Origin of the sequence: Nocardia sp. NPDC049737 (assembly GCF_040674755.1) — a bacterium.
Classification (GTDB): Bacteria; Actinomycetota; Actinomycetes; order Mycobacteriales; family Mycobacteriaceae; genus Nocardia.
Genome location: NZ_JBFANH010000007.1, coordinates 47577 through 60432 on the forward strand (window position 1 = coordinate 47577; position 12856 = coordinate 60432).

14 protein-coding genes are annotated in these 12856 nt (G+C 65.7%); 6 read left to right on the top strand and 8 right to left on the bottom strand.

Annotation, left to right across the window (positions count from 1 at the left end):
- Positions 1-32: 32 nt before the first annotated feature.
- The 8 genes from AB0J47_RS11825 to cofD all read right to left on the bottom strand — a co-directional run bounded on the left by AB0J47_RS11825 (position 33) and on the right by cofD (position 6794).
- A complete protein-coding gene (locus AB0J47_RS11825) occupies positions 33-1103 on the bottom strand; it encodes an alkane 1-monooxygenase (protein WP_364343985.1) in 1071 nt (356 codons plus the stop codon).
- 258 nt (positions 1104-1361) lie between these two features.
- Complete coding sequence (locus AB0J47_RS11830; RefSeq protein WP_364344578.1) at positions 1362-2000, bottom strand: TetR family transcriptional regulator; 639 nt, start codon at positions 1998-2000, stop codon at positions 1362-1364.
- A gap of 39 nt (positions 2001-2039) precedes the next feature.
- Positions 2040-2222, bottom strand: a complete 183-nt coding sequence (locus AB0J47_RS11835; RefSeq protein WP_364343988.1) for a rubredoxin — start codon at positions 2220-2222, stop codon at positions 2040-2042.
- On the bottom strand, positions 2219-2392 hold the full coding sequence (locus AB0J47_RS11840; protein ID WP_040694908.1) for a rubredoxin: 174 nt from the start codon (positions 2390-2392) through the stop codon (positions 2219-2221). The genes AB0J47_RS11835 and AB0J47_RS11840 overlap by 4 nt, the downstream gene beginning before the upstream one ends.
- Before the next feature lie 2 nt (positions 2393-2394).
- Positions 2395-3633 (bottom strand): alkane 1-monooxygenase, encoded by a 1239-nt coding sequence (locus AB0J47_RS11845; RefSeq protein ID WP_364343992.1) that lies wholly within the window; start codon positions 3631-3633, stop codon positions 2395-2397.
- A gap of 209 nt (positions 3634-3842) precedes the next feature.
- Complete coding sequence (locus AB0J47_RS11850; protein WP_364343995.1) at positions 3843-4358, bottom strand: NUDIX domain-containing protein; 516 nt, start codon at positions 4356-4358, stop codon at positions 3843-3845.
- A gap of 76 nt (positions 4359-4434) precedes the next feature.
- The gene (locus AB0J47_RS11855) at positions 4435-5799 is read right to left on the bottom strand and encodes a coenzyme F420-0:L-glutamate ligase (RefSeq protein WP_364343998.1); all 1365 of its coding nucleotides are present in this window, start codon (positions 5797-5799) and stop codon (positions 4435-4437) included.
- Complete coding sequence (cofD, locus tag AB0J47_RS11860; RefSeq protein WP_364344001.1) at positions 5796-6794, bottom strand: 2-phospho-L-lactate transferase; 999 nt, start codon at positions 6792-6794, stop codon at positions 5796-5798. Before cofD ends, AB0J47_RS11855 begins: the two co-directional genes overlap by 4 nt.
- A 528-nt stretch (positions 6795-7322) precedes the next feature.
- Here cofD and AB0J47_RS11865 point away from each other — a divergent pair.
- From AB0J47_RS11865 to manA, 6 genes are all read left to right on the top strand, one after another.
- The gene (locus AB0J47_RS11865) at positions 7323-7556 is read left to right on the top strand and encodes a WhiB family transcriptional regulator (protein WP_029901515.1); all 234 of its coding nucleotides are present in this window, start codon (positions 7323-7325) and stop codon (positions 7554-7556) included.
- Between the two features lie 152 nt (positions 7557-7708).
- Complete coding sequence (locus AB0J47_RS11870) at positions 7709-8188, top strand: metallopeptidase family protein (protein ID WP_330249994.1); 480 nt, start codon at positions 7709-7711, stop codon at positions 8186-8188.
- A gap of 97 nt (positions 8189-8285) precedes the next feature.
- Positions 8286-8675 carry a DUF3499 domain-containing protein gene (locus tag AB0J47_RS11875; protein ID WP_218007639.1) on the top strand — a complete coding sequence of 130 codons (390 nt, stop codon included), beginning with the start codon at positions 8286-8288 and terminating at the stop codon, positions 8673-8675.
- Positions 8676-8735: 60 nt separating this feature from the next.
- Positions 8736-10106 (top strand): phosphomannomutase/phosphoglucomutase, encoded by a 1371-nt coding sequence (locus tag AB0J47_RS11880; protein WP_364344581.1) that lies wholly within the window; start codon positions 8736-8738, stop codon positions 10104-10106.
- Positions 10107-10347: 241 nt separating this feature from the next.
- A complete protein-coding gene (locus AB0J47_RS11885; RefSeq protein ID WP_364344006.1) occupies positions 10348-11571 on the top strand; it encodes a tobH protein in 1224 nt (407 codons plus the stop codon).
- On the top strand, positions 11571-12791 hold the full coding sequence (gene manA, locus AB0J47_RS11890) for a mannose-6-phosphate isomerase, class I (protein WP_364344009.1): 1221 nt from the start codon (positions 11571-11573) through the stop codon (positions 12789-12791). Before AB0J47_RS11885 ends, manA begins: the two co-directional genes overlap by 1 nt.
- Positions 12792-12856: the final 65 nt, after the last annotated feature.

A 12856-nucleotide genomic window follows, 5' to 3' on the forward strand; every position in this document is an offset into this window, starting at 1 on the left:
GTCAAGGCTAACCGCTGAGTGCACCCGACGGACTACGCGGTCACGCCATAGGACATCAGGATCCGGCGGCGCTTACGCGGCTGGATATTCGCGAGAGTGATGTCGCCGCCGTAATGGGCCAGTACGCGGTGATCCATGATGTGTCGCCACAGCGGTGGGATGGCCGCGAACACGATCATGGACAGGTATCCGGCGGGCAGTTGTGGCGCCTGCATCGAACTGCGCAGGGTCTGGTACCGCCGCCCCGGATTCGCGTGGTGATCGCTGTGCCGCTGTAGATGGAACAGGAAGATGTTGGTGACCAGGTGGTCGCTGTTCCAGCTATCGCGCGGCGAGCAGCGCACATACAGGCCATTGGGTCGGCGGGCCCGCAGCAGTCCGTAGTGCTCGATGTAGTTCACCGTCTCCAGCAGCATGACGCCGATCACCGCCTGCAGCGCCAGATACGGCAGCACGCGCCAGCCGAAGATCGCGATCAGCGTGCCGAACAGCACCACGCTCATTGCCCACGCCTGCAAGATGTGGTTGCCCAAGGTGAACCAGCCTTTGCCCTTGCGGGTAAGGCGCTCGCGTTCGAGCCGGATGGCGGAGCGGTATCCGCCGGAAATACTGCGCGGCAAGAACTCCCAAAGTGACTCGCCCAACCTGGCACTGGCGGGATCGTCCGGTGTCGCCACGCGCGCGTGATGGCCCCGGTTGTGCTCGACGAAGAAGTGTCCGTATCCGGATTGCGCCAGCGAAATCTTGGCCAACCAGCGCTCCAGATGTTCGACCCGATGCCCGAGCTCATGCGCCGCGTTGATGCCGATACCGCTGACGAACCCGAGAGTCATTGCCAGCCCGAGCTTGTCGACCACGGCAAGCTCGTCGCCGGCCCACATGATGGCGGCGATGACCAGGCCGACCAACTGAACCGGCAGGAAGAGATAGGTGCACCACCGGTAATACCGGTCGTTGGACAGCAACTCGTAATCCTCGTCGCGCGGATTGGTGCCGTCCACACCGACGACCCAGTCCAGCACCGGGATGACGATCAACACGATGATCGGCCCGATCCACCAGAAGACCGGGGCGCCGGTATGCAAGACCAGCTGCGATGGCAACAGCGCGATCGCAGGAGCGATCAGGCCGAGAACCCACAGATGGCGTTTAGGGTCGGGCGACCCCGCCGGTTTGCCAGCCGTTTGCACGTTTGCCCCGCTAAATAAGTTCCCTAACTCCGACGCATGAGAATACATACAGACCTTACGTCCGTTACACAGCAGCTTGGCACCGAAAGTTGTCAACCGTTACATGCGTGGCGGTCGGTTTTCAAGTACCTTCACATGTCGCCATGATCAGGGCACACTCACCGCAAACAGTCAATTTCCCAGTGGTGGAATCAGTGCCGTTCGCGCGGCCAGAATCGCCTCGACATACGGGCTGAAGACGGCACTCAATTCGGCGGGCGCATTGCGGCCTTCCGCGGGCGGCGTCGGGATGTAACTCAGCGCGATACGCACCAGAGCCTGTGCCAGCACATCGGATTCGATGACCGTCGCCTGTACCCAGCTGTGCTGGAACGCGATGGACAGCCGTGCGGTCGCATGTTCGACCAACGGCTCGGCATCAAGGGTGATGAGCCGCAATAGATCCAGCTTCACCTCACCTGCGACCAGTGACTGGACCAGCGGGTCGGCTGCGGCCGCCTGGAAGAAGTCGCGCAACCCCTCTTCGAATGCGGCGCGCGCGTCGCCGATATTGCCATCGATCGCGGAGCCGACATGATCGACCAGATCGTCGGCCAGGCGCAGCGCATAGGACTGCGCAAGTCCGGCGCGCGAACCGAATTCGTTGTAGAGGGTCTGCCTGCTGACACCGGCGCGGGTGGCCACATCACCGAGGGTGATCTTGGACCAGTCCCGCTCGGTGAGCAGTTCGCGCATCGAATCCAGGACGGAGGTGCGCAGGAGTTCCCGCGCCGCCTCCTGATAGGAAACTCTGGGTCCGTTGCGCGGCATACCCGCGAGGTTGTCACGGGTGGTTGCCGCAGTCAAAATTCACGACCGTTGGATCTCGACCATATAGAAGTCGGCCTTGGCGGCCCCGCAGTCTGGGCAGGTCCAGTCGTCCGGGATGTCATCCCAGCGGGTGCCCGGCTCGATTCCGTCCTCCGGCCACCCCTTGGCCTCGTCGTATTCGAAGCCGCATTGGATGCATTGGAACAGTTTGTATTCACTCATTTGGGAACCCCCATCGGTTCGAAGTCGATCTTCTCGCGCACGCCGCAGTCCGGACAGCACCAATCGTCGGGTATCTTTTCCCACGCCGTGCCGGCCGGAAACCCTTCGTGCGGTGCGCCTTTCAGCTCGTCGTAGACGTAATCGCAGACAGGGCAACGAAATCTGCTCATGGTCAAGCCTCCGACGCAGCCGTACCGTAGCGCGCGATCACCTTGTCCCGCTTGGCCGGATGGATATTCGCGCGGGTGATATCGCCGCCGTAGTGTGCGAGCACCCGCTTGTCCATCACGCGCCGCCACAGCGGCGGGAAGTAGGCGAGCAGAATCATGCTCGCGTAGCCGCTCGGCAGATTGGGCGCACCGTCCCAACTGCGCAGCGTCTGATAGCGGCGGGTCGGGTAGGCGTGGTGATCACTGTGCCGCTGCAGGTGGTACAGGAAGATATTGGTGACGATGTGGTCGCTGTTCCAGCTGTGCACGGGCGCGGGCCGCTCGTACCGCCCGGACGCGGTGCGCTGGCGGACCAGCCCGTAGTGCTCGAGGTAGTTGACCGCCTCCAGCAAGCTGAAGCCGACGATCGCCTGCAGGATCAGATACGGCAGCAGGCCGATTCCGAATACCGCGAGCAAGACCGCATATAGCGCCACCGACATCAGCCAGGCACTGAGCACCTCGTTGCGCAGACTCCACGACTTCTTGCCGAGCCGATCCAGCCGGGTCTTCTCCAGCCGCCACGAAGAGACGAAGCTGCCCCATACCGTGCGCGGCCAGAAGGCCCAGAACGACTCGCCGACACGGGAACTCGCGGGATCCTCGGGTGTCGCGACGCGCACGTGATGGCCGCGGTTGTGCTCGATGTAGAAGTGGCCGTAGAAGGACTGGGCCAGGGCGATGCGCGAGAGCCAGCGCTCCAGATCGATCTTCTTGTGGCCGAGTTCGTGCGCGGTATTGATGCCGATGCCGCCGATCATGCCGACGGTGATGGCCAGGCCGATCTTGTCGACGATGTGCAGCCCACCGTCGATGCCGAGCCAGCTCAGGTTGTCCGCCGTGATCAGATAACACCCCATGGCCAGCGTCGCATACTGGAACGGCAGGTAGAGGTAGGTGAGATAGCGGTAGTACCGGTCGTTCTCCAGGTACTCCATCACCTCGTCGGGCGGATTGTCGCCGTCCGGGCCGAAGAAGATATCGGCCAGCGGGATCACCACGTAGACCAGCACCGGGCCCAGCCAGAACGGCACCTGGGCCAGCCGGTGCCAGCCGAATTCGTTGAATGCCCAGACCAATGGAAGGCCGATGGTGAAAAGGCCGGTCGGCGCGAACAGCCCCCATAGCCACAGGTATCGCTTGCGGTCGCGCCAATCGGTCGCCGCGGCCGGGGGGCCTGGCGCATGGGTTTCCGTGGACATCGTTGTCTCCTCATTCAAGCGGCACATCACATGTGATGTGCAGTACCACTTACTTGGACATTAGAGATCAACTTGTCTTCTGTCTAGACAAATTTATGAATTTGTAAACTCTGGCGGAAACGGCGAATCGGACGCCGCGGAACGCCCGATACGACGATCGCCGCGCCATCCCGTCGATTGCGGACGACGTGCGATCGAACTGTGCGGATTCAACGAAGCAGGACGTCGGCGTCGTCGGGCAGTGCGTCGATCGGCCACCAGCGCAGATCGGTGGATTCATGACTGCGGACCGGGACCGCACCCGGCGGTGCGACAATGCGGAACAGCAGGTCGAGGTGACGGGTCGGGACGCCGAGCGAACAGGTGATCGGATGAGCCTGCGCGCCATAGAGTTCGGTAGCCATGCGCAGGCCGTTCATGCCGGACTCCTCGGTCGCCTCGCGCAGCGCGGCGTCGGCCACCGTCTGGTCACCCTCCTCGCAGTGCCCGCCGAGTTGGATCCAACGGCCGACCCGCGGATGCAGCGTCAGCAGCACCTCGCGCTCGTCATGCGAGAAGACGACGGCCGAGGCCGTGATGTGACCGGGTGCGTGCTCGCGCAGACACCCGCGCGGTGCGGATCCGAGGAAGGCCAGCATGGCCTCGCGCAGCGAGGCATCGACACCCGTCGGCTTCCACGCCTCGAGCAACCGCGTTGCCGAGAGGTGCAGCGAACTGGCGCTCATGACCGCACCTCGCCGGCGCTGCGCCCCGTCGTACGCGCGGGCGCACTGTGTTCACGGTTCACTGGCCGGCACTCGCTCACAGCTCGACCAGGCCGGGGCCCGGCCCGAAGACGGGACGGGGGGTGAGTTCTTCGAGGGGGTAGCCGATCGCGATGGCGCCCAAGGGGTTCCAGTCGTCGGCGAGGCCGAGGACGTCGCGGGTGATCTCCGGGGCGAAGATGGTCGACCCGATCCAACAGCTGCCGATGCCCTCGGTGGCCAGCGCGACGAGCAGGCCCTGTACCGCCGCGCCCACCGCGACGGTGAACATAGTGCGTTCGTTGCCGCGCCGCCGCTCATCCGGATAGTCGTGTGCACCGTCGGGCACACAGAACGGGATGATCACCTCGGGTGCGTCGTGCAAGATGCGGCCGCGGGCGATTCGGCGTTCCACTCGCTCCGGATCGAGACCGTCCGCGGTGAGATCGGCCCGCCACTTCTCGGCCATGGCTTCCAACAGTTCGGCGCGCATGCCGGGTTTACGCACCCAGACGAAGCGCACCGGGCGAGTGTGATGCGGCGCGGGCGCGGTGAGCGCCTTCGCCACGGCGGCGCGGATGCGTTCGGGATCGACTGGGGTATCGGCGAATTGACGAATCGAGCGGCGCAGCAGCAGTGCCTCGGAGCGGCCCCGCTCGATCGCCTCGGCTGTGCCGAGCCAGAACAGGTCATCGGTGCCGCCGCGCAGCAGGTCCGCGGCGCAGGAGCCGTCGTCGGTGATCGGCAGCCCGCGCACCACCGCGACCGGCACGCCGCCGAGCTTGCCCTTCACCAGATCCGCGGCGGCGGCCAATTCGTCGGCCACCGCCACCTGGGTGACCTGCAGTTCATTGCCCTGTCCGTCGACGGCGCCCGCATAGTCGTGCAGCACCCGCAGTCCGGCGGCGCCGATGGCGGTATCGGTCTGCCCGTTGCGCCAAGCGCGGCCCATGGTGTCGGTGATGACCACCGCGACATCCACCCCGAGCCGCTCGGACAGCGCGGCGCGCAACGCCTTCGCGCTCCCGTCCGGATCCGCTGGCAGCAGAACGAGTTCACCCTGCTCGACATTGGATCCATCCACCCCGGAAGCGGCCTGCACGATGCCGAGCTTGTTCTCGGTGATCAGCGTGCGGCCCCTGCGCGCGAGCACGCGCACCGCCTCCTGTTCCACCAGCGCGCGGCGCGCGGTATCGCGCTCCTCCGGATCCAGCGGCGCCTCGACAATCCGACCCTCGACCTTGGCGACGATCTTGCTTGTGACGACCAGGATGTCGCCCTCGACCAACCAGGGCGCGGCGGCAGCGATGTGTTCGGCGAGATCGTCGCCGGGCCGAAACTCCGGCAGCCCGGTAATCGGCAGGATCCGCAACTCCCCCGCCGCGTGGTCGGCCCGACCCGTCAATGGCTCTTGTGTAGTCATGGTTTCACCCCAGCCAGGTCGAGCGCCTCCCGCACCATTTCGGCGGTGGTCGGCGGATCGGTCATCAATAGCGGCACGCTTCGCACGTCGACACCGGGCACATCCGCGGTATCGGTGCTGTGGATCAGCCACCCGTCCAGGATGCCGGTGGCCGAGCGAGCGCCATAGTGCCGTCCGATCGCCTCGGCGGTGGTTTCCACGCCGATCACCGAGAGGCATTCATCGGCCATGCCGCGTAACGGTCTTCCGTCGATCACGCCGGAGATGCCGATCACCTTGGCCGCGGTGGTGCGCAGTGCGCCGCGAATGCCGGGCACCGCGAGGATCGCACCGATGCTCACCACGGGGTTGGAGGGGGCCAATAGCACGACATCGGCCTCGGCTATGATCTGCGTCACATTTGGCGCCGGTTTGGCTTCATCGGCCCCAATTGTGGCGAATCCGTGCGTCTGGATGTCCGCGCGGTAGCGAACCCACCACTCTTGGAAATGGATCGCGCGACGTTCGCCAGGGTTGTCGGGGTCACTGACAACGACATGTGTTTCGCAACGATCATCGGTAGCCGGGATGAGTTTTACGCCCGGCTGCCACCGATTGCACAATGCCTCGGTGACCGCGGAGAGCGGATACCCGGCGCGCAACATTTCGGTCCGAACCAAGTGCGTGGCGATATCGCGATCCCCCAGACCGAACCAATCCGGTTGGGCATGGTATTTGGCGAGTTCTTCCTTGGCGTGCCAGGTCTCGGCGACCCGGCCCCAGCCGCGTTCGGTATCGATCCCACCGCCGAGGGTGTACATGCAGGTGTCGAGGTCGGGGCAGATCCGGAGGCCGTGCATCCAGACGTCGTCACCGACATTGACGATGGCGGAAACGTCCGCATCGGGCAGTAGTTCCCGGACGCCCTGAAGGAAGCGCGCGCCGCCGACCCCGCCCACCAGGACGGCGATCTTGGGCCCACTTGCGGGTGCGGTGTCCGCTTGTTGTGGAGTCACATCGACACAGCCTATGCGCTGTCGGAGCGGCCTCGGTTCACGCCGTATTTGCTGCTCATTTGCTATTCCGCGTTCAAGATCAGCTCTGGAAAGCGGTAGCGGATAGTAACGGAATTGCGACGGCGGCTTGACCATCGACACGTCCGGCGTGTCTAATCACAGACATGTCATTTCGGGTTCGCGCGAGAGTTCAAGGCGCGGACAGTTTTTCGAACAAGTGTTCGCATCGGAGTGGCAAGCTCGGGGATGTCCGCGGGACAACGTCGCGGGGTACGGCCGTCGGTGTGCGTGTTGGTCCGACGGAAAGAATCAATCTGCGCTAACACACAGTGAGGAGGCGGAGCGATGGCCAATGAGCTGGCCCCTTCGGGCATGCCGGGCGGCGTATCGCAAACCGATTCCACAGCAGGCGCAGCACGTGGCGTCTGCGCAGACATCGGTCGGATCGAACCGGACCGGATCGGGCCTGAGATGACCGACGGAGTGACAGCACCCCGGCTCAGCTTGGTCGTGACGGGCTTCGACGAGATGTTCGAATCGATCGAAGAGCAGTGGCAGGAACGTGCCCTGTGCGCACAGACCGATCCGGAGGCGTTCTTCCCCGAGAAGGGCGGCTCGACCCGTGAGGCCAAACGGATCTGCATGGGCTGCGAGGTACGCGACGAGTGCCTCGAGTACGCACTCGCACACGATGAACGCTTCGGTATCTGGGGCGGGCTCTCCGAACGAGAGCGGCGCCGCCTGAAGCGCGGCATCGGCTAGAGACTTGGGGCAAGCCCCGGAGTTGCCTCGGGCAACTCCGGGGGGCAAGCCCAGAAGTCGACCGCACCCGACCCTCGGCCGCCGACGCGGCGAACGCGGCACCCAATGGGGCGCCGAAGGTCGGGGGAGGCGGATTAGCCTAAGTTTTAGTCATGGCCCGTTCACGTAATCGTCGTCCACCGACCGCACGATCGGTGATCCGTCGTGGGCGCGGGGTGCGCGGGCCGATGCTCCCACCGACGGTGCCGGCATGGCGCACCAGGGGCCAGCAGTTCGACCGGCTGGTCCTGGAGGCCTTCGCGCCCTTGGACACCCGGTGGCACGATCGACTCACCAAGCTCGATATCGCGGTCGACGATGTGCCGAAAATCCGTCCGCTGCACCCGGATTCGGTCACCTGGCCGGATGAGGTGGTGGCCGACGGACCGGTGCCGCTTTCCCGACTCATTCCGGCGGGCGTAGACCGGCACGGAGTGGCCACCCGCGCCCGAGTTGTGTTGTTCCGCAAGCCACTCGAACTGCGCGCGGGCGATCCCGACGATCTGGTCGATCTTCTGCGCGAGGTGCTCGTGCAACAGATCGCCACCTATCTCGGCGTCGATCCGGACCTCATCGATCCCGAAGGCGCGTGACGAACACACCGCCGAGGGCGGGTGAACTCGCCCGAAATCGCCGAATCCTTAGCGTGTCTGAGCACATCGCAACGCCGAGCGCGTTACTCTCATCGGCGTGATCCCCATGCGTCGTTGCTGCCGACCAGGTTGCAAGAATCCCGCTGTTGCGACGCTCACCTACGTGTACTCCGACTCGACCGCGGTGGTCGGGCCACTGGCAACGGTGGCCGAACCACATTCCTGGGATCTGTGTGAAACACACGCTTCCCGCATCACCGCACCGAAGGGTTGGGAAATGGTTCGCCACGAAGGCGGATTCTCTTCCAGCACACCGGATGACGATGATCTGACGGCATTGGCCGAAGCGGTCCGCGAGGCGGGCCTGCGCCGCCGTCCCCCGGAGCACGATCAGCGTGGCTATTCCGATTACGCCCCGCCCGCACCGCGCGCCACGCGCACCGGCCGGCGCGGCCACCTTCGAGTACTCCCGGACCCGCCCAGCTAGCACTCGGATGGGACCGTGTCAGGGGTGTCGGCGCGAGCCACTAGGGTGGTCATCATGACAGTGGCCCGCTCTGCCGAATTCGTGAACGCGGTGATCAAGGCTTATGACGTTCGCGGGGTCGTCGGTGAACAGATCGACGGAGAATTCGTCAAGGATGTGGGGGCCGCGTTCGCGCGGTTGATGCGCGCCGAGGGCGCGACCCGCGTAGCCATCGGACACGATATGCGCGAGTCCTCCCCGGAACTGGCCAGCGCCTTCGCCGACGGCGTGCTCGGCCAGGGCCTCGACGTGGTGCACATCGGACTCGCCTCGACAGATCAGCTCTACTTCGCCTCCGGTGACCTCGACTGTCCCGGCGCGATGTTCACCGCCAGCCACAATCCGGCCCGCTACAACGGCATCAAGCTGTGCCGTGCGAAGGCGCTTCCGGTGGGCCAGGACACCGGTCTGGCGACGATCAAGGACGAGGTGATCAACGGGGTACCCGGCTACGACGGAACACCGGGCAGCGCCACGAAGATCGATCTGCTGGCCGATTATGCGAAGTTCCTGCGCGGGCTTGTCGATCTCGACAAGGTCCGCCCGCTCACCATCGCGGTGGACGCGGGCAACGGCATGGGCGGACACACCGTGCCCGAGGTGCTGGGCACCGTGGCGCAGCTGAACCTGGTGCCGCTCTACTTCGAGCTGGACGGCTCGTTCCCCAACCACGAGGCCAATCCGCTCGATCCGAAGAATCTGGTCGATCTGCAAGCTCTGGTCCGCAAGTCCGGTGCCGATATCGGTCTCGCCTTCGACGGCGACGCCGACCGCTGCTTCGTGGTCGACGAGAACGGCGATCCGATTTCGCCGTCGGCCATCACCGCACTGGTCGCCGAGCGTGAGCTGGCCAAGGAGCCGGGCGCGGTCATCATCCACAATCTGATCACCTCGCATGCGGTGCCCGAACTCGTGCACGAACTCGGCGGCACCCCGGTGCGCACCCGGGTCGGGCACTCGTTCATCAAGCAGGAGATGGCGGCCACCGGCGCGGTATTCGGCGGCGAGCATTCCGCGCACTACTACTTCCGCGATTTCTGGGGCGCCGATTCCGGCATGCTCGCGGCCCTGCACGTGCTCGCGGCGCTCGGCGAAAAGAACCGGCCGATCTCGGAGCTCATGTCGTCGTACGAAACATATGCGGCCTCCGGAGAGATCAACTCGACAGTGGCGGACGCGAAGGAGCGGACGATGGCTGTAGTGGACGCATTCGGTGATCGGGCCAAATCGGTGGACCGGTTGGACGGGGTCACCGTTCAGCTCGCCGATGACGCCTGGTTCAATCTGCGCGCGTCGAATACCGAACCGTTGCTGCGGCTGAACGTCGAGGCCAGGTCGACGGAGGAAGTAACCGCACTCGTGACCGAGATCCTGAGCATCGTCCGGTCCTGACTGGGATAGTGGAATCACAGCCCGGAATGGACACGCAGGCTCAGGATTCGACGCCCGAGGAAGTAGACGACTCAGCCCGATACCGAGATTCTGAGCATCGTTTGCTCCTGACTGGAATAGTGGAATTACAGACGTTGGATTCGCCCGACCTGGGTGCCCCTGTCGATCCCTCCGAATCGACAGCCCGGGTGGGAGCAGGGCGGGACCGCACACAGCGCGATGAGGGGAGGTGGGATGCCCGATGATCGCTGGAACACCGGTGCTCGACCTCGATGATGCCGCTTCGCTCGAGGCTGCCGATGTCGGCGGCGCCCTGCGCTCCGCGGCATCCGGCGGCGCGCAGGTACGTGCGACCGCGGCCGCGGTCGGTGAGGACGCGCTCGCGCGCCTCGCGGATCTGCGACCACGCAGCGTGGTGTTGGTCTCCGGCGCGGGCCGAGCCGCACGCGCCGCGAGTCTGATCGTCGCCGCACTCGGCGACCGCGCTGGCCTACCCGTGGTCCCGGTCGCCGCCCTTCCGCCATGGGTCGGTCCGCTGGACGTGGTGCTCGTCGCTGGTGACGACGCCGGCGATCCCCGGCTGATCGATGCGGTCGACCGGGCACGGCGCCGGGGCGCGGAGGTCGTGGTCGTGGCTCCGCACGAGGGGCCGCTGCGGGCCGCCGCGGCCGGGCGTACGTCCCTACTGGAACCCCGGATTCCGGTTCTGGACCACAATCGGCTGCTGCGCTTCCTCTCCGCCTGTATAGCGGTGCTGCGCATCGTCGATCCGACCCGCGCAGGTGCGCTCGTACCCGATCTGACCGAGCTGGCCGACGTGCTCGATGCCGAGGCATTGCGCGACGGCCCGCACAATGAGGTCTTCCGCAATCCGGCCAAGACGCTGGCCGCCCGCATGCAGCAGCGCGCCATCGTGCTGGCCGGGGACTCCCCTGCCGCCAGTGAGCTCGCCGAGCACGGCGCCGAGGTGCTGTTGCAGTCGGCGGGCAAGGTGGCCACCGCGGTGCATCTGGCCGAGGCCGTTGCCGCCAATCCCCGAATGGTCGAGGCCGCAGGCGAATCCGCGCCGAACTTCGACCCGCTGTTCCACGACGAGGAACTCGACGGTCCCGCGCCGGTGGAGCGCATCGGGGTGTTCGTGCTCAGCGCGGATCTGGATCAGGCCGCGGCGCATCGCCGGCTCGCCGTTTTCGGCGGCACCGGATCGGGTCTGGTCGACGCCGATCTGGTGAGTGCGGATGTCGAACTGCTGCACACCTCGCTCAACGATCCGGCCGCGCCCATGCCTGCCCGAGTGGATGATTCGGGTGCACCCCTGCCCGGCACCATCGCCCACGCCAGCGAACTCGAACAACTCGCGGTGCTCGCGGTGCGCTTGGAAATGGCCGCTGCGTATCTACGCTTGATCGGCTCGCGTGGCGGTGCGGCACCGTCCACCGAACAGCTCGACGGGGGACACTACTAGTGCACGAACTCGTTGGTGCGCTGCGTTCCTATGCCTGGGGTTCACGCACCGCACTCGCTAGGTTGTGCGGTCGACCGGTTCCTTCCGCGCATCCGGAGGCGGAGCTGTGGTTCGGCGCGCATCCCGCCGATCCGGCGCATGTCCGCTTGGAGAACAGCACCCGCTCGCTGCTGGAGTTGGTCGCCGAGGATCCGGAGCGCGAACTCGGTCCCGCCGCACCGGAATTCGGCGGGCGGCTGCCGTTCCTGTTAAAGGTCCTCGCCGCCGAGGAACCGCTATCGCTGCAGGCGCATCCGAGTTCGGCCCAGGCGCGGACCGGGTTCGAACGAGAGAATCTCGCGCGGGTGCCGCTGGATTCGCCGATGCGCAACTATCGCGACGAGAACCACAAGCCGGAATTGGTTGTGGCGCTGGACCGATTCGAGGCGCTGGCCGGATTCCGGGATCCGCGGCGCACGGTCGAGTTGCTGCGCGCACTGGATGTGCCCGGGCTGCGTTCGTATGCGGATCTGCTTGCCGCCCAACCCGATTCGGCCGGACTGCGCACGCTGTTCACGACCTGGATCACGCTGCCGCAGAATGTCCTCGGCACCCTGCTGCCCCAGGTGCTCGACGGGTGCGTGCGCTATCTCTCGGAGAAGGGCACTCGTGAGTTCACCGCCGAGGCGCGCACCGCGCTCGAACTCGCCGAGGCATATCCGGGCGACGCCGGTGTGCTGGCCGCGCTGCTGCTCAATCGGTTGACGCTGGAACCGGGACAGGGGCTGTTCCTCGCGGCGGGCAATCTGCATGCGTATCTGCGCGGACTCGGTGTGGAGATCATGGCCAACTCCGACAATGTGCTGCGCGGCGGTCTCACGCCCAAGCATGTCGATGTGCCGGAATTGCTGCGGGTACTGGATTTCGAGCCGATCGATCTGCCGGTGGTGCTGCCGGAAGCGGTCGACGATGGGTCACTGCGTTATCGGACGCCCGCCCCCGAGTTCGCGCTGCGGCGGTTCGACCTGACCACCGAATCCGGGCAGGTGCCGCTGACATCCGCGGGGCCAGGAATCATGCTGTGCACCGCGGGTAGGGTGCGACTGTTGCAAGGGGTGAGTGAGCTGGTGCTGGCGCGGGGTGCGGCGGCGTGGATATCGGCGGCCGACACCGAGATTCACGCCCAGGCCCTAGACGCTGACGCCCAGTTGTTCTGCGCATGCGTCGGTGGCTCGAACTGACCTGTCGCCCAGTTTGCCCGTGTGCTGCCCTAGGCTGTTCGTTCGACGGCCTCCTAACCGGACCA

Coding starts and splice junctions, on each gene's coding strand:
- AB0J47_RS11830 (WP_364344578.1), bottom strand. CDS start 2,000: ATGCCGCGCAACGGACCCAGAGTTTCCTATCAGGAGGCGGCGCGGGAA.
- AB0J47_RS11835 (WP_364343988.1), bottom strand. CDS start 2,222: ATGAGTGAATACAAACTGTTCCAATGCATCCAATGCGGCTTCGAATAC.
- AB0J47_RS11840 (WP_040694908.1), bottom strand. CDS start 2,392: ATGAGCAGATTTCGTTGCCCTGTCTGCGATTACGTCTACGACGAGCTG.
- AB0J47_RS11845 (WP_364343992.1), bottom strand. CDS start 3,633: ATGTCCACGGAAACCCATGCGCCAGGCCCCCCGGCCGCGGCGACCGAT.
- AB0J47_RS11850 (WP_364343995.1), bottom strand. CDS start 4,358: ATGAGCGCCAGTTCGCTGCACCTCTCGGCAACGCGGTTGCTCGAGGCG.
- AB0J47_RS11855 (WP_364343998.1), bottom strand. CDS start 5,799: ATGACTACACAAGAGCCATTGACGGGTCGGGCCGACCACGCGGCGGGG.
- AB0J47_RS11865 (WP_029901515.1), top strand. CDS start 7,323: ATGTTCGAATCGATCGAAGAGCAGTGGCAGGAACGTGCCCTGTGCGCA.
- AB0J47_RS11870 (WP_330249994.1), top strand. CDS start 7,709: ATGGCCCGTTCACGTAATCGTCGTCCACCGACCGCACGATCGGTGATC.
- AB0J47_RS11885 (WP_364344006.1), top strand. CDS start 10,348: ATGATCGCTGGAACACCGGTGCTCGACCTCGATGATGCCGCTTCGCTC.